The 22,781-nt window shown below is 47.7% G+C and carries 21 protein-coding genes; 8 read left to right on the plus strand and 13 right to left on the minus strand.

The window, feature by feature from the left end:
• Positions 1–67: 67 nt before the first annotated feature.
• The 3 genes from L1N97_RS04550 to bfr (L1N97_RS04560) form a co-directional block, all read right to left on the minus strand.
• On the minus strand, positions 68–2,476 hold the full coding sequence (locus L1N97_RS04550; protein ID WP_236128944.1) for a TonB-dependent receptor: 2,409 nt from the start codon (positions 2,474–2,476) through the stop codon (positions 68–70).
• A gap of 320 nt (positions 2,477–2,796) precedes the next feature.
• The gene (bfr, locus tag L1N97_RS04555; protein ID WP_226750401.1) at positions 2,797–3,264 is read right to left on the minus strand and encodes a bacterioferritin; all 468 of its coding nucleotides are present in this window, start codon (positions 3,262–3,264) and stop codon (positions 2,797–2,799) included.
• Positions 3,264–3,737: a bacterioferritin gene (gene bfr, locus L1N97_RS04560; protein ID WP_226750402.1), complete on the minus strand. Its 474-nt coding sequence runs from the start codon at positions 3,735–3,737 to the stop codon at positions 3,264–3,266. The genes bfr (L1N97_RS04555) and bfr (L1N97_RS04560) overlap by 1 nt, the downstream gene beginning before the upstream one ends.
• A gap of 243 nt (positions 3,738–3,980) precedes the next feature.
• Between bfr (L1N97_RS04560) and L1N97_RS04565 the strand changes: the two genes are divergently transcribed.
• Positions 3,981–5,495, plus strand: coding sequence for a S10 family peptidase (locus L1N97_RS04565; RefSeq protein ID WP_236128945.1), 1,515 nt, complete (start codon positions 3,981–3,983; stop codon positions 5,493–5,495).
• 93 nt (positions 5,496–5,588) lie between these two features.
• On the opposite strand, the gene L1N97_RS04570 is transcribed toward L1N97_RS04565, so the two are convergent.
• The gene (locus tag L1N97_RS04570) at positions 5,589–6,959 is read right to left on the minus strand and encodes a peptidoglycan DD-metalloendopeptidase family protein (RefSeq protein WP_236128946.1); all 1,371 of its coding nucleotides are present in this window, start codon (positions 6,957–6,959) and stop codon (positions 5,589–5,591) included.
• Between the two features lie 254 nt (positions 6,960–7,213).
• Here L1N97_RS04570 and L1N97_RS04575 point away from each other — a divergent pair, with 254 nt between their 5' ends.
• The gene (locus L1N97_RS04575) at positions 7,214–8,866 is read left to right on the plus strand and encodes an amidohydrolase (protein ID WP_236128947.1); all 1,653 of its coding nucleotides are present in this window, start codon (positions 7,214–7,216) and stop codon (positions 8,864–8,866) included.
• 78 nt (positions 8,867–8,944) lie between these two features.
• Here L1N97_RS04575 and L1N97_RS04580 read toward each other — a convergent pair whose 3' ends face one another.
• Positions 8,945–9,316 (minus strand): HPF/RaiA family ribosome-associated protein, encoded by a 372-nt coding sequence (locus L1N97_RS04580; protein WP_226750406.1) that lies wholly within the window; start codon positions 9,314–9,316, stop codon positions 8,945–8,947.
• A gap of 190 nt (positions 9,317–9,506) precedes the next feature.
• Here L1N97_RS04580 and L1N97_RS04585 point away from each other — a divergent pair, with 190 nt between their 5' ends.
• The 4 genes from L1N97_RS04585 (at position 9,507) to L1N97_RS04600 (ending at position 12,633) form a co-directional block, all read left to right on the plus strand.
• Positions 9,507–10,274, plus strand: coding sequence for a TrmH family RNA methyltransferase (locus tag L1N97_RS04585; protein WP_236128948.1), 768 nt, complete (start codon positions 9,507–9,509; stop codon positions 10,272–10,274).
• Positions 10,271–11,155: a cysteine synthase CysM gene (gene cysM / locus L1N97_RS04590; RefSeq protein ID WP_236128949.1), complete on the plus strand. Its 885-nt coding sequence runs from the start codon at positions 10,271–10,273 to the stop codon at positions 11,153–11,155. The genes L1N97_RS04585 and cysM overlap by 4 nt, the downstream gene beginning before the upstream one ends.
• 12 nt (positions 11,156–11,167) lie before the next feature.
• On the plus strand, positions 11,168–12,058 hold the full coding sequence (locus L1N97_RS04595; protein WP_229584709.1) for a DMT family transporter: 891 nt from the start codon (positions 11,168–11,170) through the stop codon (positions 12,056–12,058).
• 119 nt (positions 12,059–12,177) lie between these two features.
• Complete coding sequence (locus L1N97_RS04600; RefSeq protein WP_226750410.1) at positions 12,178–12,633, plus strand: GNAT family N-acetyltransferase; 456 nt, start codon at positions 12,178–12,180, stop codon at positions 12,631–12,633.
• Between the two features lie 139 nt (positions 12,634–12,772).
• Here the strand turns inward: L1N97_RS04600 and L1N97_RS04605 are convergent, their stop codons facing one another.
• Together L1N97_RS04605 and L1N97_RS04610 are read right to left on the minus strand one after the other, a co-directional pair.
• Positions 12,773–14,851 (minus strand): TonB-dependent receptor family protein, encoded by a 2,079-nt coding sequence (locus L1N97_RS04605; RefSeq protein ID WP_229584708.1) that lies wholly within the window; start codon positions 14,849–14,851, stop codon positions 12,773–12,775.
• A gap of 111 nt (positions 14,852–14,962) precedes the next feature.
• Positions 14,963–15,667 (minus strand): 2OG-Fe(II) oxygenase, encoded by a 705-nt coding sequence (locus L1N97_RS04610; protein WP_236128950.1) that lies wholly within the window; start codon positions 15,665–15,667, stop codon positions 14,963–14,965.
• Between the two features lie 16 nt (positions 15,668–15,683).
• Between L1N97_RS04610 and L1N97_RS04615 the strand changes: the two genes are divergently transcribed.
• Positions 15,684–16,082 carry an acyl-CoA thioesterase gene (locus tag L1N97_RS04615; RefSeq protein WP_226750413.1) on the plus strand — a complete coding sequence of 133 codons (399 nt, stop codon included), beginning with the start codon at positions 15,684–15,686 and terminating at the stop codon, positions 16,080–16,082.
• Between the two features lie 92 nt (positions 16,083–16,174).
• Entirely contained in the window at positions 16,175–17,893 is a 1,719-nt protein-coding gene (gene ggt / locus L1N97_RS04620; RefSeq protein ID WP_236128951.1) for a gamma-glutamyltransferase, read from the plus strand.
• A gap of 4 nt (positions 17,894–17,897) precedes the next feature.
• Here ggt and L1N97_RS04625 read toward each other — a convergent pair whose 3' ends face one another.
• The 6 genes from L1N97_RS04625 to L1N97_RS04650 form a co-directional block, all read right to left on the minus strand.
• Positions 17,898–18,470: an acyl-CoA thioesterase gene (locus tag L1N97_RS04625; RefSeq protein WP_229584705.1), complete on the minus strand. Its 573-nt coding sequence runs from the start codon at positions 18,468–18,470 to the stop codon at positions 17,898–17,900.
• Between the two features lie 31 nt (positions 18,471–18,501).
• The gene (locus L1N97_RS04630; RefSeq protein ID WP_229584704.1) at positions 18,502–18,858 is read right to left on the minus strand and encodes a DUF2288 domain-containing protein; all 357 of its coding nucleotides are present in this window, start codon (positions 18,856–18,858) and stop codon (positions 18,502–18,504) included.
• Positions 18,859–18,883: 25 nt separating this feature from the next.
• A complete protein-coding gene (locus tag L1N97_RS04635; protein ID WP_229584703.1) occupies positions 18,884–20,233 on the minus strand; it encodes a sigma 54-interacting transcriptional regulator in 1,350 nt (449 codons plus the stop codon).
• A complete protein-coding gene (locus tag L1N97_RS04640; RefSeq protein ID WP_236128952.1) occupies positions 20,226–20,834 on the minus strand; it encodes a hypothetical protein in 609 nt (202 codons plus the stop codon). The genes L1N97_RS04635 and L1N97_RS04640 overlap by 8 nt, the downstream gene beginning before the upstream one ends.
• Entirely contained in the window at positions 20,831–22,252 is a 1,422-nt protein-coding gene (locus L1N97_RS04645) for a sensor histidine kinase (protein ID WP_229584701.1), read from the minus strand. Before L1N97_RS04645 ends, L1N97_RS04640 begins: the two co-directional genes overlap by 4 nt.
• Before the next feature lie 133 nt (positions 22,253–22,385).
• Entirely contained in the window at positions 22,386–22,574 is a 189-nt protein-coding gene (locus L1N97_RS04650; RefSeq protein WP_229584700.1) for a hypothetical protein, read from the minus strand.
• Positions 22,575–22,781 lie beyond the last annotated feature (207 nt).

The following is a 22,781-nucleotide window of genomic DNA, read 5'->3' on the forward strand; positions in this document are numbered from 1 at the left end:
GGGCGCTTACCCAATAAAAAATGGCAGCGCGATGCTGCCATTTTTTCTTAAAAGCCCTGCTGATGCTCTAGAAGCTGCCACGAAGGCCTAGAGCGAAATTACGACCGGGTAGCGGTGTAACATCTCTTAGAAACGAGGTGTGCACCAGTGCTAATTCGTCAGTGATATTTTGTGCTTTCACATAAGCTACTAAAGCTTGTTGCCCCCAGTTAAAGCGATAGCTAACACTGGCATCGACCATAGTGTATCCCGGTGTCGCCTCTTCTAAAGTGGCCGTGTTATCTTGCTTAAAATAACGGCTAATGCTGAAGTCGGCATCGAACTGTTCACCTTGATAAGCCAGTTCAGTCATTAAACGCAGCGGCGGCGTACGCGGTAATTCACCGCCACTACGTAAACGAGCGCGAATATAATCGGCTTGCACAGTTAAATGATAAAACTCATCTAACTGCCAATTTACCTGCCCTTCAAAACCATGCAATGTAACGGAATCGGTTGTATACAGATAAACCGGCAATTCATCGGCGTGATCATGCTCCGCCTCTGCCTCTTCACCTTCATGCGCAAACTCGGCATATAAACCCGTGTTGCCAGCATAGTAGTAATTATTAACGCGGTTATAAAAGGCGTTAAGCACCCACCCGACATTGCCATGGAACTTACGTAGCGTTAAATCTAAATTGCGCGAACGCTCTAGCCCTTGCGTGGCTTCATTTAATTCAAAGCCATCGCGATCTTCATTTAATTGGAACAAAGCGCCGACTTCGTAACTACGTGTGCCAAGGTGTGGCCCAAACGAAAGTAATTCTGCAGCGCTTGGTGCGCGCTCAGCATGCGAGAACGACAGGCCAACATTATAACCTTCTTGGAAATCCCACACTAAACCGGCCGACACGCTAAATGGATTATAGCGCTCAGCAAAAGCAAAATCGGCAATCTCAGCGCCATGCTCTTCACCTGCATGCTCGGCTTCATCGCCATGTAATTCTAAATCAACTAATTTAACTTCAGCGGCATCCAGTCTTACTTGTTCAACACGTGCACCCAACTGCAATAATACCGGGCCGAAATGCCGCTCAGTCATCCAACCTAAACCTAAGGTGCGGGTTTCTGATGGAGGAGAAAAAGCTTCTTCGCCGACCGCGCCGAAATCACTAAATTTATAATGCAGACTTAAGCCACCCTTCCAGTCAAACCATGGGCGGTGCAGTAACTCGAAACGGGCTTCTTGGCTTTTATTAGTAAAAACCGTGCCCACCTCACCGTCTTCAATTTCGGCATGCTGATAGTCGGTAAAGGCCAAACGACTATTAAACTGTCTTATCCAATGATCATTAAAATACAGCTCGCTTTGCAACTGAACGCGATCTTGGGTTTTCTCGGCTTGAGTTAACTCTTCTTCATCACCATGGCTGTGGCCTGGCATGCCAAAATCGCGCTCTAAGCGACCGTAAGCTATACCTACAAAACCATTTTCCAGCAATTTGCTGCCGCCTAAGGTAAAGCCTTTACTGGTACTAAAGGTATTGGCGATACGCTTAGTGCTATGCTCATCATGCTCTGCCTCATCGTGTTCGGCTTCATCATGGTCATGGTCAGAATGATCGTCTAATTCACCTTGCCAATCGCCTGGGGTACGGTAATTAATGCTATCACGCCAAAAACCATCCAAATACACGGCATAATCACTGTTGCCAGTAACCATATTACCCGCCACCAGCTTCGCAGAATCCACGCTTTGTAACTCGGTTATCCACTCTGCACGCGGCGTGCTGTTGCTTGGCACGCGTTCATCTACCACGTTAACCACACCACCAATAGCACCGCTGCCGTAAAATAAGGTTGCAGGCCCACGCAATACTTCAATTTGCTTAGCGGTACTCGCTTCAGTGGCGACACTGTGATCTGGGCCAACGCGAGAGGCATCACCCGCATCTAAACCGTTTTGCATAATTAAAACACGTGGACCATCTAAACCGCGAATAATCGGGCTACTGGCCACGCCACCTTGAAAAGTTGAATGCACACCCACTTGCTTACTGAGCGTATCGCCCAAGGTAGTGGCTTGCTGCATTTTTAATTTGTCACCTGCTAACACACTGATGGGTAATGAAGATTCAATAATAGAAGCGTGTAAAGGGCTGATGGTGACGTCGATAATTTCAATCGAGCTCGCTTGTAGCACTAAGGTCACATCGGTTAAACCGCTAGCAGGCACAGTAAATTGGGCATTACTGTGGCCATAACGGCGCGCTGAAAAGTGCACTTCAACTTGATTAACCGGCACATCTGTGAGCAAAAACTGTCCATTTTCATCTGACACCGTTTTACTGGCACTGCCAGCCACATTTAAGCTGGCATTCGCTAAGGGCTTACCCTTGCTGTCGACGATTTTCCCACTGATCGTGTTAGCGAAGGCGGAAGTGGAGGTTAAACTGGCGGCAATTAATAGCGCCAAAGCACTTTTCTGGTTCATTGGGTCCTCTCAGAGCAACGCGATAGATCAAATGTTATATCGTAACAATATACTGCAATAGTGATATTATCACAATATGCGATTTCGCTAAGCGCGATGTGTGGTCGAGGTTTTACGATAAAGCGCGGTTAATGTTCGAACTACCAGGCCAAGGCTCAGCGCAAAGTCTCCACGTTAAAACGCACAAGAAATCAAAAAAGGTACGTTAACTAACACAAAAAGGGCGGCGCAGCCGGCTATAGAAGAGGTAATAACAAGAAAGGCATAAAAACTGAAGAAAGGCTGCGCGGATCGCGATGACTCGCGCAGTAATATAAAACTTAGAGTTGAGCTTGTAGATAATTAGGTAAGCCCAGCATTTTGATTAAGCGCAATTGTTGCTCTAACCAATGCGCGTGATCGGTCTCAGTATCATCTAGCAGCTGTTGTAACATATCGCGGCTGACGTAATCTTGCTCTTGCTCACACAACGCCATGGTTTGTTTTAATAACTTCTGCACGGTGTATTCAACGTTTAAATCGTTTTGCAGCATGCTCGGCACATCTTGCCCGACATGAATAGCATCACGCTTCGTCATATCCGGCACACCGCCCAAGAATAAAATACGTTCAATCAGCGCGGCAGCATGGCCTTTTTCATCGTCAAACTCGTGATCGATGCGAGCAAACAGCTTACTCAGGCCCCAATCATCATACATCCGAGAATGAATAAAATATTGATCCATAGCGGCTAATTCATTGGCCAGTAAAGTGTTTAACGCACTGATGACTTTTGGACTACCTTGCATTACTCACCTCCTAGTTGCGCTTGTAGATAATTCGGTAAACCCAGCGCGCTAATTTGGTGCTGCTGCGTTTCTAACCAATCTAAATGACTTTCTTCGTATTCTAAGATGTCAGTTAACAAGTCGCGGCTGACATAATCTTGTAAACTTTCACACAGGGCGATGCTTTGCTTTAACAGTGGCAGTTGCTCTAACTGAAAAGCCTCGTCGCATTGCAGCATTTCTGGCGTGTCTTCACCGATCCGCAATTTGCCCAGCGCTTGTAAATTAGGCAAGCCCTCTAGCATTAAGATCCGCTCAATCAATTTATCGGCCTGCTTCATATCTTTAATCGATTTTTTGTAGCAAACCTCGTCTAAGGCCTTTAAGCCCCAATTTTTATAGATGCGGGCATGTAAAAAATATTGATTGATTGAGGTCAGTTCTGCCGTCAGTACTTCATTCAATTTGCTCAGTACCTGAGAATCACCTTGCATAACTCACTCCTGCTAAATGCATTTAGTGGTACAGCATAGTACAAAGCCATCAAACAGGCAAAAAAATCATGTATATCATTGATATACAATTAAGAATGCTTTGCATTAGCAATGTGTATTTCGTTCACGGTGCACCACCTATCCTGAAAATCCGTAACCAATCGCAACTCACTTCGTTTTCAGCAAAATTAGCGCTATGGTGAACCGAAGCTGTCCGTTTTTAACGCAACACGAGAAATCACTATGCAAGCAATACGTTATATCAGCCTGCTGTGTTTAACACTGGGGTTATCACTGAGTGTTTCACTGCAAGCTGAGCAAATTAGCATTGATATAGACAACGCCATTGTTACCGAGCATCGCACGGAAATTAATGGCCAACGCGTAAACTATAAAGCCCATACCGGCACCCAACCGGTTTGGGACGATAATGGCCATCCTACGGCCACGCTGTTTTATACGTATTATCAACGCACCGATATTAAAGATAATACTAAACGGCCGTTACTGATTTCCTTTAATGGCGGGCCTGGCTCGGCATCGGTTTGGATGCATATCGCTTACACCGGCCCAAAATCGTTAGTGATTGACGATGAAGGCTTCCCGATCCAGCCTTACGGCGTCAAAGCCAACCCCCACTCAGTGCTAGATGTGGCCGACATCGTGTTTGTTAACCCGGTAAACACCGGCTTCTCACGTGTGCTACCTGGCCCTGACGGTAAAATGCCATCGCGCGAGCAACAACAAAAAATGTTCTTTGGCGTCAATGCCGACATTCGTTATTTAGCGGCTTGGGTGAATACCTTTGTTAATCGCTATGAGCGCTGGCCCTCGCCGAAATTTTTAATTGGTGAAAGCTATGGCACAACGCGGGTTTCGGGCTTGGCGTTAGCCTTACAAAATAACGAGTGGATGTATTTAAACGGCGTGGTTTTGGTTTCGCCTACCGATATCGGTATTGAACGCCAAGGCCCGGTTAAAGCAGCCAACCGCCTACCCTATTTCGCTGCGGCAGCGTGGTATCATCAAGCACTGGCCAGCGATTTACAGCAAAAAGATTTGTACGATATTTTGCCTGAAGTGGAAAACTTCACCTTAAATGAGTATCTACCGGCTTTGGCGCGCGGTAATTCCTTAGCCGATGCGGAAAAACAGCGTATTGCTGGTTTAGTCAGCCGCTACTCGGGTATTAGTGTACAAAATGTGCTGCGGGCCAATTTGGATATCAGCACAGCGTATTTTTGGAAAGAGCTATTACGTGATCGCGGTCAAACGGTCGGACGCTTAGACTCACGCTATCTTGGCCTTGATAAAAGCGATATTGGCGAGCGCCCTGACTATTGGGCAGAGCTAACCTCATGGTTACATTCATTTACCCCAGCGATTAATCATTACCTGCGTACCGAGTTAAATTACAAAACCGACATTAAATACAATATGTTCGGTGATGTGCGGCCTTGGGATAGCAGTAATGACAATACCGGCGAAAATCTTCGTCAAGCCATGGCGCAAAACCCCTACCTACGGGTCTTAACGCAATCGGGTTACTATGATGGCGCCACCAACTACTTTGACGCTAAATATAATATGTGGCAGCTGGATCCCAGCGGCAAAATGAAAGACCGTTTAAGCTTCAAAGGCTATCGTAGTGGCCATATGATGTATCTGCGCAGTGAAGACTTAAAGAAATCAAACGATGATTTACGCGAGTTTATTCTGCAATCATTACCCGCGACTGGCAAAGCTGCGAAATATTAATCTGGCGATAGCGCCTTAGGCTTAACGCCATTAAAAAAGCCGGTGAAGCAAACTTCACCGGCTTTTTTTATGCTGCTTAACAACGCGTTAAACTTATTCTGCGTTATTCGCAAGCGTACTACTGGCTGAGTTTTTCGCCAGTAAGCTTTGCTGTTCCATTTGTGCTGTCAGTTGCTTCACACGTTTAGCAAAGCTGGCTCTGGATTCTGCAGATACCGGCTTCGCTAATGGAATATGCGCCGTCATCGGATTCACGGGCCGGTTATTGATATGCAGTTCGTAATGTAAATGCGGCCCTGTAGAGCGGCCAGTATTGCCCGATAAGGCAATACGTTGACCACGGGTAACCCGCTGCCCGCGCTGCACATGAAAGCGGCTTAAATGTAAGTAACGGGTTTTGTAATGACCAAAATGCTGGATCTCAATATATTTACCCGCATAAGGATGGTTTTCAATGCGAGTGACCACGCCATCTGCAGGGGCTAACACTGGCGAACCCACGGGTAACGGGAAGTCTGTACCGTTGTGCGGTGACACCCGTTGCGTGATCGGATGTAAGCGGCGCGGGTTAAAATGCGAGCTGATGCGCTGTTGCTTTTGCAGCGGGTAGCGCGAGAACGCACGCTCTAAACTGTCGCCATTTGCATCATAATATTGGCCATCTTCATGCATAAAGGCGCTGAGGGTTTGCCGACGATTCAAAATACGGATGCCTTCAATGCGACTTTGCCCGGTACTTTCTTCACCCACGAAGTTTTCACTGCGCAGCACTTGAAACTGGGCGCCGGCTTGGATATCACGCGAAAAATTCAAGCGCTCTTTAAACAGTTGATTAATGTTATAGATATCCGCATCGCTTAAACCCGCACGCTGCGCGGAAACATAAAAGCTGCCGTACACTTCACCCACCAGAATATCGCTTTGCCACACGCCTTCATCCACGATTTCTTGATAAGCAAACTCATCTGCTGCGACCCGCTGATACACCACTTTTTTACCGGCATGAATATACAGTTCCATGCTTTGTAATTCACCAACATCATCTAACTGCAAGGTCAGTCGATTACCCGGGTGCAGCACGTCAAGCGCCAGCAAGGATTCATCAGAGGCCATCACCTGCTGGACCGTTTGGTAACTGAGGTTATAACGCGCAAAAATACGGCTTAAACTATCGCCACGCGATATCTGGTAAACTTTGACAAAGGGATCTTCAACCGGCTCGGTTTGCAGTTGTTGATGTACCCAACTTAACGCTTGCTCTAACGGCAGTAATTCGAAATTTTGCGGGGCATATTGTAAGCCCATCCCCAGCATCAGCGGTAATACGCCCATGCCACTTGGCTGTGTTTGCTGTGGTTTTGGTAACACCAGCAAGACACTCAAGCCCAGCAAACAACCCAACATAAGGCGTTGATGCAAGGCCGGCACACGACGCCGAAAATCATTGATGAAGTTATTAACCATTTTGCATTCTTTCTTATCGGTTGATGAAGGTGAATGTGGTTGCGGCATTCACTTAGCAAGGCATCACCGCGAAGGCTCGCAGCGGCACTGAAAAAAAATCATTCTATGCCATCAGCCAACGTTTTGCATCCCCACTTTAGCGCTGTTTAACAGATATAATAGCGAGTTTGTTGCATGTTATCGCAAGCACCTGCCCGAATCGACAGAGAGCTGATATAGTCTGACGGAATTTTCCTCAACTTACAGGTATCGTTATGCTGCGTAAAACCGTCGCACTTCTCAGCTGCCTTTGCAGTTTGTCGCTCAGTGCCGCCCCGGTGGTACTTCATAATATCCAAGGCTATGGCTTTGATGAACAACGACAATTAGTCAAATTCCAAACCTTAGTGTTTGATAACGAAACGGGGCAAGTGTTAGCGCGGGGCGATAGCACCTTACGCCAACAGTATGCCCAAGCGACGCAATGGGATGGCCAAGGTAAAACGGTACTCCCAGGCCTGATTGATGGTCATGGCCATGTCCTCGGCTTAGGCGATTACCTTAATCAAGCCGATTTACGTGGCATTAGCAGTGAAAAACAGTCGGCTGCCAGTGTCGCGGCATTTGCGCAAAGTAACCCAAAACAACAATGGGTAATGGGCCGCGGTTGGAATCAGGTGCTTTGGGATAGCAAAGCCTTCCCAAGCAAAACCAGTTTAGATGAAATGGTCGCTGACAGACCGGTTTATTTGGTTCGTGTTGATGCGCATGCGGCTTGGGTAAACAGTAAGGCACTGGCTTTGGCGGGGATCACGAAAGATACGATCGACCCTCCTGGCGGTGAAATTATTCGCGATGCCAATGGCGAACCCACCGGCGTGCTAATTGATAATGCCATGGGCTTAGTACAAAGTAAGATCCCTGCGCCAACCAACGAAGATAAAGAAGCGGCGCTAGACAAAGCTTTCGCCCACCTATTAGCCTTAGGCATTACCTCAGTACATGATGCTGGCGTAAGCTCAGAGCTGGCCGCCTTGTATCAGCAGTTGCAACAACAGCAACAACTCGGTGTGCGTATCTATCCGATGCTGTCGGCCAAAGATCCGCAACTCGCCGATTGGTTTAAAAAAGGTATAGTGGATGACCAAACTGACTGGTTAGATATTCGGTCGGTAAAAATTTATGGTGACGGTGCCCTGGGTAGCCGTGGTGCAGCGTTACTTAGCGACTACAGTGACCGTGCAGGCCAACAAGGGTTGTTAGTAACACAGCCCGATGCCCTCACCGAAATTATGCGTTTAACCATTGGCGCCGGCTTTCAGGCTAATGTGCATGCCATTGGCGATCGCGCCAATCGTTTAGCTTTAGATCGCTTTGAACAACTCAGCCCGCTGGCTGATTTAGCTAAAGCGCGGCATCGGATTGAACATGCGCAAATTGTTTCACCCAAAGATATTCCGCGCTTTAAAGCCTTACATGTGTTACCGGCAATGCAAGCAGTGCACGCCACGTCAGATATGAATATGGCCGGTGATCGCTTAGGTGTGGCGCGTTTACGTGGGGCTTATGCATGGCGAACCTTTATCGACCAAGGCAGTATCATTGTGGGTGGTTCAGATTTCCCTGTGGAATTGGCCAACCCGTTTCATGGTTTACATGCCTCAGTGACACGGCAAGACCAACAAAATCAGCCCGAAGGCGGTTGGATGCCAGAGCAACGCCTCACCTTGGTGGAGGCATTACGCTCCTTTACCGTTGATGCAGCCTATGGTGCGTTTCAAGAAGATAAAATGGGGCATTTACAACCGGGCAGCTGGGCCGATTTTATCTTAGTTGATCGGGATATTTTTAACGTACCGGCGACGGAACTGTGGCAAACCACTACTTTAGAAACGTGGATCCACGGCAAACAACGTTATAAAAAATAACCCAGTAAAAAGCCGCGATTAACGCGGCTATGGATGGCGCTGCTGGCGAAAGCCGCAGCGCAAATAGCTTAAGGCAGTTTACTCTTCGATAACTTCTTCGAGTTCAGAGAAATCTGGGCTCGCTTTGCGGTTATGTTTATCACGTAATTTACCGACAATCGAAGCTAACTTACGTTGTAGCTTATCGGCAGCGCCCGTTACGGCTTGGCCAACCGTTGCAGCATGTTCGGTTACGGCAACAGGTTCAACACCTTCTAATCGAGCCTCTAACAAGCAGCGTTTATCATGGCCATCACGCTTAATGCTGCTGTTCTCATCACTTAAATGCACTTCAACCCGAGTAATATGATCGGCAAAACGGCTTAATTTGCTGTTTAACGTATCACGGGTAAACTCGGCCAAACGTTCATCGGCCTGGATATGCCGGTCACTGTTTATCTGTACTTGCATAGGCTACTCCTTTTGAAAACGGTGTGTTGTCACTACCAGTGCAGCTCACAATCACACCGCATGCACTTTATAATTGGAGACAATCAACCTAACAGTCAAGGGTAAAAGCAGAAAATAACCGACATATTTTCAGACAGCACCGCAAAGTCTGGTTAAAATAGCCCAATGTTGGATCACGAAAGTCAGCAATATGATAAGCATTAAATGGGCTAAGCTGATTAAATCGCTTCAGCTGAAAAAACACCGTAAAGCCGAGCAACTGTTTTTTGTTGAAGGTGAAAAAGCCGTATTAGAAGTACTCGAATCGGGTTGGACAGTACGCGCCCTCTTTGCCACCGAACGCTTTATTACCGCACAGCCACAGGCCATTAAAGCAGCACAACTCCTGCAAGCCTGCAGTAGTGATGAGCTGGTAAAATGTGGCACTTTTAGTAGTAATGACGCGGCCTTGGCAGTGGTGGCAATGCCGCAATGGCCTGCTTTTAGCCCGACAGCCACTAGCTGGACCTTGGTGCTCGATAACATTAATGATCCAGGTAATCTGGGCAGTATTATTCGCATTGCCGACTGGTATGGTATTCGTCATATTGTCTGTTCACCTGACACGGCCGACTGCTTTAACCCCAAAGTGATTGCGGCAGCTAAAGGCTCTTTTTTAAGGGTACAACTGCACTATTTGCCGTTAACAGAAGTATTAAGCCACGCCCAGCAACCCATTTATGGCGCCTATTTGGGTGGCGAGTCCATCCATCAATTAAGCTTAAACAGCTTAGGGGGCTATATCGTACTGGGCAATGAAGCGAACGGTATTAGCCAAGACGTTGGCCGCTGGGTCAATCGTCAAATCACTATTCCGGCCTTTGGTAACGCAGAATCATTAAATGTTGGCATCGCCGCTGCCGTGATTTGTGATAATTTAATGCGCTTAACCGCGCAATCTCAAGAGAGCAACTTATGACCTTTCCTACCATCGAAGCCTATGTTGGCAATACGCCATTGGTGCGCTTGCAACGTATGGCCAGTCACACGCAAAGCGTGGTGTTATGTAAGCTCGAAGGCAATAACCCTGCCGGTTCAGTGAAAGATCGCCCGGCAATGAATATGATTGCAGAGGCCGAGCGCCGTGGCACTATTCAGCCAGGGCAGCGTATTATTGAAGCGACCAGTGGCAATACCGGTATTGCTTTGGCCATGGCAGCTGCCATCAAAGGCTATCCAATGACCCTTATTATGCCCGCCAATGCCACTGAAGAGCGTAAAGCCTCTATGCGAGCCTATGGCGCAGAATTGATTTTAGTCAGCAAAGAACAAGGCATGGAAGGTGCGCGTGATTTGGCCATGCAAATGCAAGCTGATGGCAAAGGTATCGTTTTAGATCAATTTAACAATACGGATAACCCTGCTGCGCATTACCACAGCACGGGGCCTGAGCTTTGGCAGCAAACCGAGGGCAAAATAACCCATTTCGTTTCCAGCATGGGCACTACCGGTACCATCATGGGCACTTCGCGTTATTTAAAAGAACAAAACCCGGCGATTCAAATCATTGGTTTGCAGCCCGCCGAAGGCGCCAGTATTCCGGGGATCCGTCGTTGGCCGGCTGAATACCTGCCGGGCTTTTTTCAAGCCGAACGTGTTGATCAAGTGATCGATATTGAACAAGACGCCGCACTGGATACTATGCGGCGCCTGGCCAAAGAAGAAGGCATTTTCGCCGGTGTCAGCTCAGGAGGCTCGGTGTTCGCGGCTTTGCAAATCGCTGAACAAAATCCAGGCTCAATAGTGGTTGCGATAATTTGCGATCGCGGAGATCGCTACCTATCATCCAATATTTTTTAAGCGCAGCGCAGCGTGAGTTTTGAATATCTGGCGCTGCTTGCCGCGGCTTGCTGGGCCTTTGGCAGTTTATTATCGGCGCAAGCCGCGACGCATCTGGGTGCCTTTGCCTTTAATCGCTATCGCATGCTGGTGGCGATGCTGTTGCTTTGGGGCATTTCGCTCCTTACCGAGGGTTGGCGCACATTAGACAGTGCTAGCATCTTGCTGTTAACGGTTTCCGGTGTCATTGGTATTGTGATTGGCGATACCGCACTGTTTGCCGCGATGAATCGCTTAGGCCCGCGCCGTGCCGGTGTATTGTTCGCTACCCATGCGTTATTTTCCGTGGTTCTGGCTTACTTTTGGCTTGGTGAAACCCTCTGGGGGTTAACCTTGGTTGGCAGCAGTATGCTAATGGGTGGCGTGATGATTGCGATTTTATTTGGTAAACGTCGCGCAGAACAACACATCTGGGAAACCAATCAATATGGCTTAGCCAGTGGCGTAGCCTTAGGCTTGCTGGCGGCATTTTGCCAAGCGGTTTCTACCTTAATGCTAAAACCACTGATGCTAACCGCTATTGATGCGATTGCCGCTTCAGCGGTGCGCATGAGCAGCGGTTTTCTATTACATCTGCTGATTTTTTTACTCGGTTTTCAGGTGGCGCGTAGCCATTTGCCGATTACAGCACGCATTTTATGGTTAGTGATTATCAATGCCAGCTTATCGATGGTGCTGGGCATGACCTTGATTTTGCAGGCCCTAAAATACGGTGATGCCGGCATGGTGGCGATGCTGTCATCGATTAGCCCGGTGTTAGTGCTGCCGATGTTATGGTTAGTGTATAAACGCACACCGGCTTGGGGCGCATGGTTAGGCGCTTTATGCACCGTTGTGGGCACCATGTTGATTTTATGGCATTAAATGCAGGCATTTCTGCCATGCCCGTCAGTAAAATTGCAGCATTCCCTGTCGTTCGGCCGTAGCAACCCACTAGCTTGCTCTGATATAGTGCAGTTTCGATAGAAAAAGAGGTTTACAGCATGCAATGGCAGGTCCTTACCTTCGCTGAATTAGACACCCTGACACTTTATTCATTACTGCAACTGCGAGTAGATGTCTTTGTCGTGGAGCAGAACTGTCCTTATCCGGAATTGGACGATAAAGATTTACACCCGCAAACACGCCATGTGATGTTGAAAAAAGGCGACAAAGTGATCGCTTATTCACGTATTTTAGCGCCAGATGTCAGCTTTAAAGGCTTTCCAGGTATTGGTCGCGTGTGCATTTCTCAAACCGCACGCCGATTGGGTTTAGGTAAAATCTTAGTCGAAAGAACATTAGCGGAAGTCGCCAACTTATGGCCTGATACCGATGTGCATATTTCAGCGCAGTGTTATTTACAACGCTTTTATCAAGATCTCGGTTTTGCTGCTGCCAGTGAGCCTTATCTAGAAGATGATATTCCACATTTAAAAATGATCCGTGCTGCGCACTAAGTTGCTGCTACCGATGTCAAAGCGGGTGAGCATTAAGCAATAAAAAACCCGCCATATCTCAGTAATACCGATCAGTTTAGTGTTTAACTGATCGGCATCACCGAATCACGGCGGGTTTTTCTAATAAGCAGCGGCCTGCTTAGAACCGATAACGGAAGCCCGCTTCGACAGAGCGTTCAGTGCCGACATAAATACCTTGGCGTAAACCCGTAATGTAGTCTTTATCTGTCAGGTTTTTCACAGAACCAAAAACGGTAAAGCCTTCAAATACCTGATACTGTGCAAACAAATCATACACCGTGTAAGCCGGTAACAAGCCTCCCCAAATGCCGCCTGCCGCGGTTGTTGGAATCGCCACTTGGTTACTGGCATCACCATATTGTTCACCACGGTGATGTGCCGATAAACTCAAGCTTACGGCTTCGATGTTGTAGCTTAGTGCCATATTAGCGAGTAACTTAGGCGCATAAGGTAAGCGATTACCTGCAAAATCCCCGGTTTCAAACTCAGACGTCGGCACCCAGGTTGCATTACTGTCTATCCGAAACCCCGCACCGAGGTTGTAGCCGAGTACCAATTCCATCCCTGCATGCTTAGTGGCACCGGCGTTCGACTGGGATAAATTCGGGTTACTGTTACCGGTTACTACTTGATTAGTGAAGTCCATATAAAACGCGGCGGCTTCATAATTCAACTCGCCCGCATTACCACGTATGCCAAACTCGTAATTCGTCGATTGCTCACCTTCTAACAACTGATCAGCCAAACCATCTAACGCCACACCATTAGATGCCGGCGAAAACGCACGGTACACACCACCATATAACTGGCTGGCTGGGGTTAACTCATAAGTAGCACCGACACCTGGCAAAAACTCCGTATTGCTGGTTTTGGCCGTTGCACCGTTATCGGTTAACACCACACGTTTTTGCTCGTAGGACTCTACACGTAAGCCTGGGGTCACGGCTAAAGCGCCGGTTAACTGGATACGGCTTTGCGCATAAGCAGCAATACTGGTGGCAGAATCAATAATATGCCGGTCGTTAACACCTGAGCGATCCGACAAACGCGTTGCACGAATGCGGTTATCATCGGCCTCTTCTTTCATTAAACGTAAGCCAAGCTCCGTCGCAGCAGCGGCGCCCATGAAGTCTTGATCAAAGCTTAAACGGCTTTCAATACCAACACGTTCGAAGCTGCGGTTATTGCCGGTTAAGGTATCAGCATACACCCAACGACCAGCAGCATTAGACGCCGCCGTATCAACATCATAACGCCAGTAATCGCGTGTAATATCACTCCAATACACGAGGGTATTGAGTTTAGTGGTGTCGCTTAACAGCAATTCATGGTTTAAATCAAATGCCGTACGATCAGTTAAATACCAATCATCGGGTGCAGCGTTATAACGCTCGCCATTTTCAAAAGCGTCTAAGAAAATACCACGATAGGAAATATTGGCATCGTTTTCATGATAAGCAAACTTCAGCCCGACTTTTTGCGTGTCACTTAAAGCAATACCGGCTTTGACCATCACATCTGACATGTCATAGCCTTTATCCATAAAGCCGTCGCTGCTTGCTTGCGTGGCAACAATACCCGCAAAAGCGTCTTCAGCGGCGTTAGTGGCGCCCGCCTCTACATTCACTTCTTGCATATTGAACGAGCCAACACGCGCAGATAACTGTACGCCATCATCCGGATTTTTTGTGATGTAGTTCACTACGCCACCAATGGTAGAAGGGCCATAACGTAATGAAGCCGAACCTTTTAACACTTCGACCGACTCCACACGCTGAATACGGGTATTAAAATAGCGATCGTTACCAATAAATAAACCCGGTGCCACTGGCACACCGTCTTCTAATAATAACGATTTTGACTCACTGGCCGATAAACCGCGCATACCAAAGTTGGCGACAATGGCGGTTTCTTCTTCGCTTTTAATGTTAATGCCTGGCACGCGACGCAGTACGTCTTCGGTAGATAAGGGTTGTACTTGCTCTATTTGCTTGCGGTCAATCAAGATAACTGAGCCGGTTTCATCAAACACATGGCTCTGCTGTTGGCCTTTGACTTTCAGCACTTCGATAGCCGGCATAATTTTACTGGCTTGTTGATCAGGGCTGGTCACTTCAGCGGTTTCGGCTTGAGTACTCGCAGCAGCGAATGAGCATAAAATGGCAGCAGCAATTGGATGATAATTCAGATATTTCATAGCAACCTATCTAATTTAATAATGGTTCAACAAGTAAAGTGGGCGCAAGAATAGCACCCATCAATACCAATGACAATTATTATCATTTAGATTTGCGTAAGCATTGCTAAATTATCGAGTGGGCGCGGCGTATAATTGCTCTGCCCGATTAAACAAAATCCAGCTGGTGAGGATATATTTGTCGTTCGATACCGGCGTACAACCGCGGTGCGTGTGCGTGAAGTAAGCCGGTGCAATCACCATGCGGCCCTGTTGCGGTTGAATGGATTTCTGTTGATAAAAAAACTCGGTTTGACCGCCTTCTGCCACATCATTTAAATAAAACATAAATAATAAAGTGCGATGCAACGGCTCGTTATCTGGCAGTTGTGGGTACACCTCACAATGCCAATAGTTATAGTTGCCTTTTGCCTGTTGATATTTTTGCGCTTGGATCGGCCCTAACCGATACAAGGTACGCATAAAACCAAAGGTTTGCTCTTGGCTAAACTGGCCAAAATTATCATGGTTCACCGGCTGCGGTTGCTGAGTGATGGGATCTTGCGTAGTAATCCCAACCGGGGCAATCAAGGCAAAATGGTATTTTTTAAAATACTCATGCGCATAATGCGAGGTGATCTGTATCACTTGCTGCAGTAGTTGTTGATACTCAGGATATTGATTTAAATATAAGTCAGTACTGATTTTTTTACTGGTATCTACCCCAGAGCCGGTACGACCCGCTTGTTTATGTGGGCTTTTGTCAAAAGCACGGATCAACTGTTGGCAAAGAGCCGGGCTTAGCGCATTATCGTATACTTCGATAAAATCGGTCATTTAGGCAATCCTGACTATGTTTACTGAAACTTTGCAGCCCCGCTTCTCAGAAACCGATGCGCTGGGCCATATAAATAACACGGTATTTGCAACCTGGTTTGAAAGCGGCCGCCAAGGCGTTTTTCGCATTTTCACTCCAGATTTAGACGTCAAACGTTGGACGCTGATTATCGCCAGCATTCACATTAATTACCATGCCCAAACGCACTATAACGCCCCTGTAGAGCTACGGACTTGGATCAGCCGTATCGGCGGTAGTTCCTTTGATATTTATCAAGAGGCTTGGCAAAACGGCCAAAAATGCGCATCCGGCACTGCCGTTATGGTGAAATTCGATTATACACAACAACGCGCCAGTAAGCTGACAACAATAGAGCAAGCCGCGTTAAACTCGCATTTACTGCCCACGCCTTAGCGTTAACGGGGGGCAATTGGTCGAAAGCCACTAGCCAGAGGCGACAATCCCCCGTAAGTTAGCTTGGTACTAGCCACCAACGGAGCCATTAAATGAACTATAAAATCCCCCTGTTGTGTTTCAGCGTGTTAATTAGCATGCCGCTGCAAGCCTTTGATCGGATCACAGGCAAAGACTTTGCCAGCCGCTCAGAAGTGATCGCAACCGAAGCAATGGCCGCAACCAGCCATCCTTTAGCCACACAAATCGCTCTGGATATCATGAAACAAGGCGGTAATGCCATTGATGCAGCCATTGCCGCTAACGCCGCACTGGGTTTAATGGAGCCAACCGGCAATGGTATTGGTGGTGACTTATACGCCATTATCTGGGATGCGAAAACTGGCCGTTTGCACGGTTTAAACGCCTCTGGCCGTTCACCGATGGGGCTGAGTTACGATACCTTAAAAGCCGAGCTGGATAAGCTAGGCCGCCACGATTTACCACCACATGGCATGTTGCCGATCAGTGTGCCAGGTGCGGTTGATGGCTGGTTCGAGATGCATCAAAAATTTGGCAAATTACCTATGCCGAAAATTCTGCAGCCTACCATTCATTATGCCGAAAAAGGCTTCCCCGTTACCGAACTCATTGCTTATTACTGGGATCGTAGCGTGCCGATTTTAAGTAAACAACCGGGCGATTTTAGCGGCACTTATACCATTAATGGTCGTGCGCCGGTTAAAGGCGAGATTTTTAAAAACCCCGCGCTCGCCAATACCTTAAAAGCCATTGCTAAACATGGCCGCGATGCTTTTTATCGTGGTGAGATCACCCGTAAAATTGACAGCTTTATGCAACAAAACGGCGGCTACTTACGCTATGACGATTTTGCCAAACATCGTTCAGATTGGGTTGAGCCGGTAGGTGTTGATTACAAAGGCTATACGCTGTGGGAATTACCGCCCAATGGCCAAGGGATTGCGGCCTTACAAATGCTGCAAATTCTAAAAAACTTTGATTTAGCCAAGCTGGGTTTTAACAGCGCCGAAAGTATTCACTTAATGGTGGAAGCGAAAAAGTTGGCGTTTGAAGATCGCGCGAAGTTTTATGCCGATATGGATTTTAATCAATCACCGATTGCCGGCCTGATCTCAGAAGCCTACGGCAAAGAGCGAGCAAAACTGATTGGTGAGCGCGCCGCACAACGGGTTGATGCGGGTAACCCGAATCTGTACGAAGGCGATACTATCTATATGACCACGGCAGACAAAGACGGCAATATGGTGTCGCTTATTCAAAGTAATTATCGCGGTATGGGTTCAGGCGTTACCGTACCGGGCCTGGGCTTTATCTTTCAAGATCGCGGCCAATTATTCTCGATGGATAAACAACACGCCAACGCTTATCAACCTGGCAAAAGACCTTTTAATACCATTATCCCGGCCTTTATTACCAAAGATAACAAACCATTAATGAGCTACGGTGTCATGGGAGGAGCGATGCAACCGCAAGGTCATGTGCAAATCTTAGTGAATATGGTCGACTATGGCATGAACCTGCAAGAAGCGGGGGATGCCGCCCGCTGGCAGCATTTAGGGAGCACTGAGCCAACAGATGGCCAAGACGCTTACCTGCAAAATGGCGGTTATATAGAGGTAGAACGCGGTGTGCCCTTTGAAACCGTGCGCGAGTTACAGCAACGCGGCCATGACATCCGCTGGGGCTTAGGTGGCTATGGCGGCTATCAAGCTATTATGCGCGATCATGCCAACGGCGTTTGGATTGGCGCCTCTGAATCACGCAAAGATGGGCAAGCTGCAGGTTACTAACGCGTTATAAGCTGACGGCATCCGCCGTCAGCGACACCTTGGCATCATGGTGTTGCTCGATATGCCGAATGGCTTGTGTTACATCACCATCAAAAGGCACCGCCGACGCAGTACGTTGTTTACGCAAGCTAATTCGCTCCGCGGCTTTTAAATAACGCATAATCTCTTCTTCACTTTTTAATTGCAGCCGTGGCACCCGCACCGGTTTACCCGTTTCGCTGTCTTTGGCAATCATCGTGAAGTACGACGAATTACAATGCTTAACCAGCCCCGTTTGAATATTTTGGGCATCAACTCGGATCCCCACCACCATCGAACTCGCGCCCACATAATTGACAGAGGCGTTCAGTGTGACTAACTCACCCACTTCAATAGGGTTAAGAAAGTCGACGCGGTCTACCGATGCGGTGACGCAATATTTACCGCTAAACTTAGAGCCACAAGCAAAGGCAATTTGGTCCATTAACGACAACAAGTAACCGCCGTGGATTTTACCACTGAAGTTAGAATGGGAAGGCAACATCAGCTGCGACAAGGTGATTTGTGAACATTTCACTGTTTTGTATGCGTTATCCATGGCAAGCACTCCAATATATGTGTGTCACAACTTAGTTTAGTTGCTCTGTTAAGGGTTTGTCTTGCACTAAGATCCATGGCGAAATCACCACTGCCCAAAGCTCCGTTTTTGCCTGATACCATTGCTGCGCTTGTTGCTCTGTGGTGCGACGAATACTGCCCTGACTTAACCAATCGGCAACTTGTGCTTTATTATCCTGACTAAAAGCAAACGCCACTTCAATTAAATCGGCCACCGGCTCCACGCTGATCACATTGCCCGCAGCATAAAACTTTTGCAACTCAAGCCAACTGATACGCGCCGTTTCGGCAATAATTTTGGCACGGATTAAGGTAGGATCTTCAGCCTCCTCAATCAAATGGGCGTCAGGTGGGGTAATCGCAGTCATAACATCCTCAACGTCGTTTAAGCTCTCATTCTTGCTCGTCTTGCTGCTCAGTGATCTGTTGTGCACTGAGCTCGTGTTTTTTCAATAATTTATAAAAATCGGTTCTGTTGCGCCCGGCTAAATCGGCGGCACGGGTTACATTCCCTTCGGTCATTTGCAGCACCCGCGTCAAATATTGCCGCTCAAATTGATCACGCGCTTCGGTCAGCGTCGGCCAGTAACTGGTGTTTTGTGATAACGCTTGCTCAACTAACGCCGCGCTAATAATCGGGCTTTGCGTTAAAGCAACGCATTGCTCCACCACGTTAACTAACTGCCTGACATTTCCCGGCCATTTGGCGGTGGCGAGAATTTGCAGCGCATCGTCTGAAAAGCGTGTTACTTTCACGTGATGCCGATCGGCGCTTTGCTGCAGTACATGCCGAGCTAATAACGGAATATCTTCTGCGCGCTGCTCTAAGCCCGGTAATTGTAGGTTTACCACATTTAAACGATAGTATAAATCTTCCCGGAATTGACCTTCAGCCATCGCTTGTTGTAAATCGCGATGCGTGGCCGATAACACCCGTACATTAATGGGGATCGTTTTAGCACTGCCAACCGGGCGAATTTGTCGCTCTTGCAACGCGCGAAGCAGTTTCACTTGCAGCGCCACCGGCATATCACCAATTTCATCTAAAAATAAAGTACCGCCATCCGCTTCACGAAATAAGCCTAAGTGCTCTGTCACCGCCCCAGTAAAAGCCCCTTTACTGTGACCAAATAACTCTGACTCTAACAAATGCTCGGGTAAGGCCCCGCAGTTAATCGCGACAAAGGGTTTACTGCCACGTGGGCTGGCCTGATGAATAGCATTGGCTAACAACTCTTTACCGGTTCCGCTGGCACCGGTAATTAACACGCTAACATCACGCTGAGCGACACGATAGGCTTGCTCCAGCAAGTCTTGCATCAGCTTGCTGCGAGTAATAATGGCGGCACGCCACTGCGCTTGCTCGGGTAACGACTGATTTAAAGCCCGCTGTAACACCTCCCGTAACTCAACCGGATTAAGCGGTTTAGTGAGGAAGCCAAAAACGCCGCGCTGCGTAGCCGCTACCGCTTCTGGAATAGACCCATGTGCGGTCATTAACACCACAGGCAAACCTTTATAACGCTTGGCAATTTCATCAAATAAACTCATACCATCTAAACCGGGCATGCGCAAATCGCTTAGCACCACATCAACCGTTTGCTTGGTTAACATGCTTAACGCCATTTCAGCACAATCGGCATTTAAAACCTGATAGCCTTCACCTTCTAAACGTAAGGTTAATAAGCGCAGTAAACTCGGATCATCATCGACCAATAATAAACGTGGATTATCTTTAGCCATGGTTTGCTCCATTGCCATTCTCAGGCAGCGGTTGCTGATTCAACTCTGCCTCGATTTGCGTTAAAGCATCGATTTTCTTTTGCAGTTCACGATTGGTTTTTTGGGCCCTATCGATCATATCTTGTTGTTGTGCATTTAAACGGGTCACTGCACTAACGGCAGACTCGGCCTCTAATAACTTTTGATTAAACGTCAGCTCCCAGCTAAACAACGCGACAAGGCGAGGTGGCAATGACGATAATAATTCTGCTAAGTGCGTTTGTACTCGAAAGCGCGTGACATAAGGCATATCAGGATGCAAATTAAGCAAAGCTTGCTGAAATTGAGCCAATTTATCCAGCTCTGGTAGGCTGCGTAACCGTGCCCGCTCGGGCATCGGATCGATTAAAATTTGCTGCTTGTAATCCAACCACGCTTGTAAACTGGTGGCAGAATCATTTAAGGCCAATTCAAAAACGACTTCAGGCTCAGGTTCAACTTCGGCTGGCACAGCTTCAGGTTCGGGCTCTACCGATGTGGTGGTGCTGGGTAACTCTGGTAAGGTTGTTAATTGACACCCAGCCAGTGTCAGCAACATCAGCAGTAGCACTGCATTCTTCATAGCGGTTTTTCTCCTAAAAACGGCAAGTGAACACGGATACACACATCCGCATACACGACATCGACGATATCCGCGTGGCCCCCTAACAAACGAGCACAATCGGCCACAATAGACAGGCCTAAGCCAGAGCCTTGTACCGAGTCGAAACGTGGCGTGGTGCCACGCTGAAAGGGTTCAAACAACTTTTCGCGCAGTGCCACCGGAATGGGTGCGCCATTGTTCGCCACTTCTAACAAGATCATATCGTCTTGCCGATACAATTTTACCCAAACGGGACTACTTTCAGCGCCGTAAGCTTGAGCGTTATTGATCAAATTATCCAAAATGCGTCGGAACAAGGTGGCATCGGTATAAAGCGTATTCAGCTGGCAATCGAGTTTCACTTGTTGCTGACGCTGCTGCAGCGATAACGCATGATCATTAAAACAGGCTTGCAATAATTGTTGTGGTGTTTGCCAAGCCCATTCTGGCTGGGCTTGTTGCAATAATCGATTGTAATCGAGCAATTGTTCCGTCAACACGCTGAGTCGATCGGCACTGCCATTTAGCAGGGTCACCACTTCTAATTGTTGCGGTGTTAATGGGCCAACCAATTGCTCGGTTAGCAAGGCGCAACCTTCACGAATACTCGACAGGGGCGTTTTTAATTCATGAGAGGCGTGGCGCAGTAAAATCAATCGCAGCGCTTCTAACTGTTGTAAACGTGAACTTAGCCAGCGTAATTGTTCGCCCAGTTCGGTTAATTCACGAGGGCCGCGCAGTTTTTCATCGGGAAATTGATGCTTCGGTTGGCCAATCGCACGGATCATCCGATCAAGCTTTTTCACCGGCGCCGTAATACGGTTAGAACTCCACAGCACCAGCAGTAAGGTCAGCAGCACCAAAGCAAAGGTTTGCCAAGCAAGTTGTTGCTGGGTGTGCGTGACAAATTGCTGCTGTTCAGACAATTGCCGTTCTAGCAGATCCCAAATTTGCTGAGTGATCCGCTGCTGCTGTTGGCGAATTTGCTGCATTAAACCTTCAGGCGTATTGGTGAGTTCTTCACTTAGGCGTTGGCGCAGCGTTTCTAAAGCCGCTTCTTGCTCGGCGCATAAATTCAGTTGTGGTAAATCCTGACAGACCTGTTGCAGTAATTGCTGCTGATTCTCGATATGCGTTAAAGCCACTCTGCGGATCGCCTCGGTGCGCACCACACCGTATTGCCGCACGGCTCGTTCGATATCAATCACCACGCTTTGCATGCTTTCCGATTGTCGAACGTAAGATACTGAACGTTCTGCCGAAGTAATAGCAAATGAGCTGACGCCACTGAGCGATTTATTACTTTGCCACAGCAGCACACCCACCGGGATCAGTGCTAAAAAGAAACTGAGCAAGACCAGCTGGCGTAACGAGGCAGTTTGGATTGAAAAACGCATAACGACCGAACTCAGACTAAAAGACAGTGCTGGCTAGTTTACTGAAAAAACGCGCCTTTGTATTGCAGATATAAAAAAGGCCAGCAATGCTGGCCAAGGCAGATTCAGCATAACGCTGCAGATCAGATAAAGCTTACTGCGCCAACTCGGTGGTTAACGCGGCAGTAAAGGTGGTTTGTGGAGCCGGTGCCAGGTGCACAGCTTGTTCTTGCTCCCACGCTTGCACACTGCTGTTATTTAAATCGATACGACGCAGCATAGTGAACACAATAGCCATGTTAGCAACCAGAAACAGGGTAACAAAACTTAAAAACATATCCATGATACTTCTCCGCAAATGGCGCCTTGTTGCAGGCGGTTAGAACTGTCTCAGGAGAATCGCGTAAAGGTAAAACTGCTTTGCCTTTACGCTATTCCCCTGCAGTCGTACCATAGATAATGCACGGCGCGTGCCAACATTAAAAACAACTTTAATATCATGCACTTGAGTGAGTTTCGCGAGATTTCAGTGTGGTGAGTTCGGTGGGGG

Source organism: Rheinheimera sp. UJ63 (assembly GCF_021568285.1).
Lineage (GTDB): Bacteria > Pseudomonadota > Gammaproteobacteria > Enterobacterales > Alteromonadaceae > Alishewanella > Alishewanella maricola.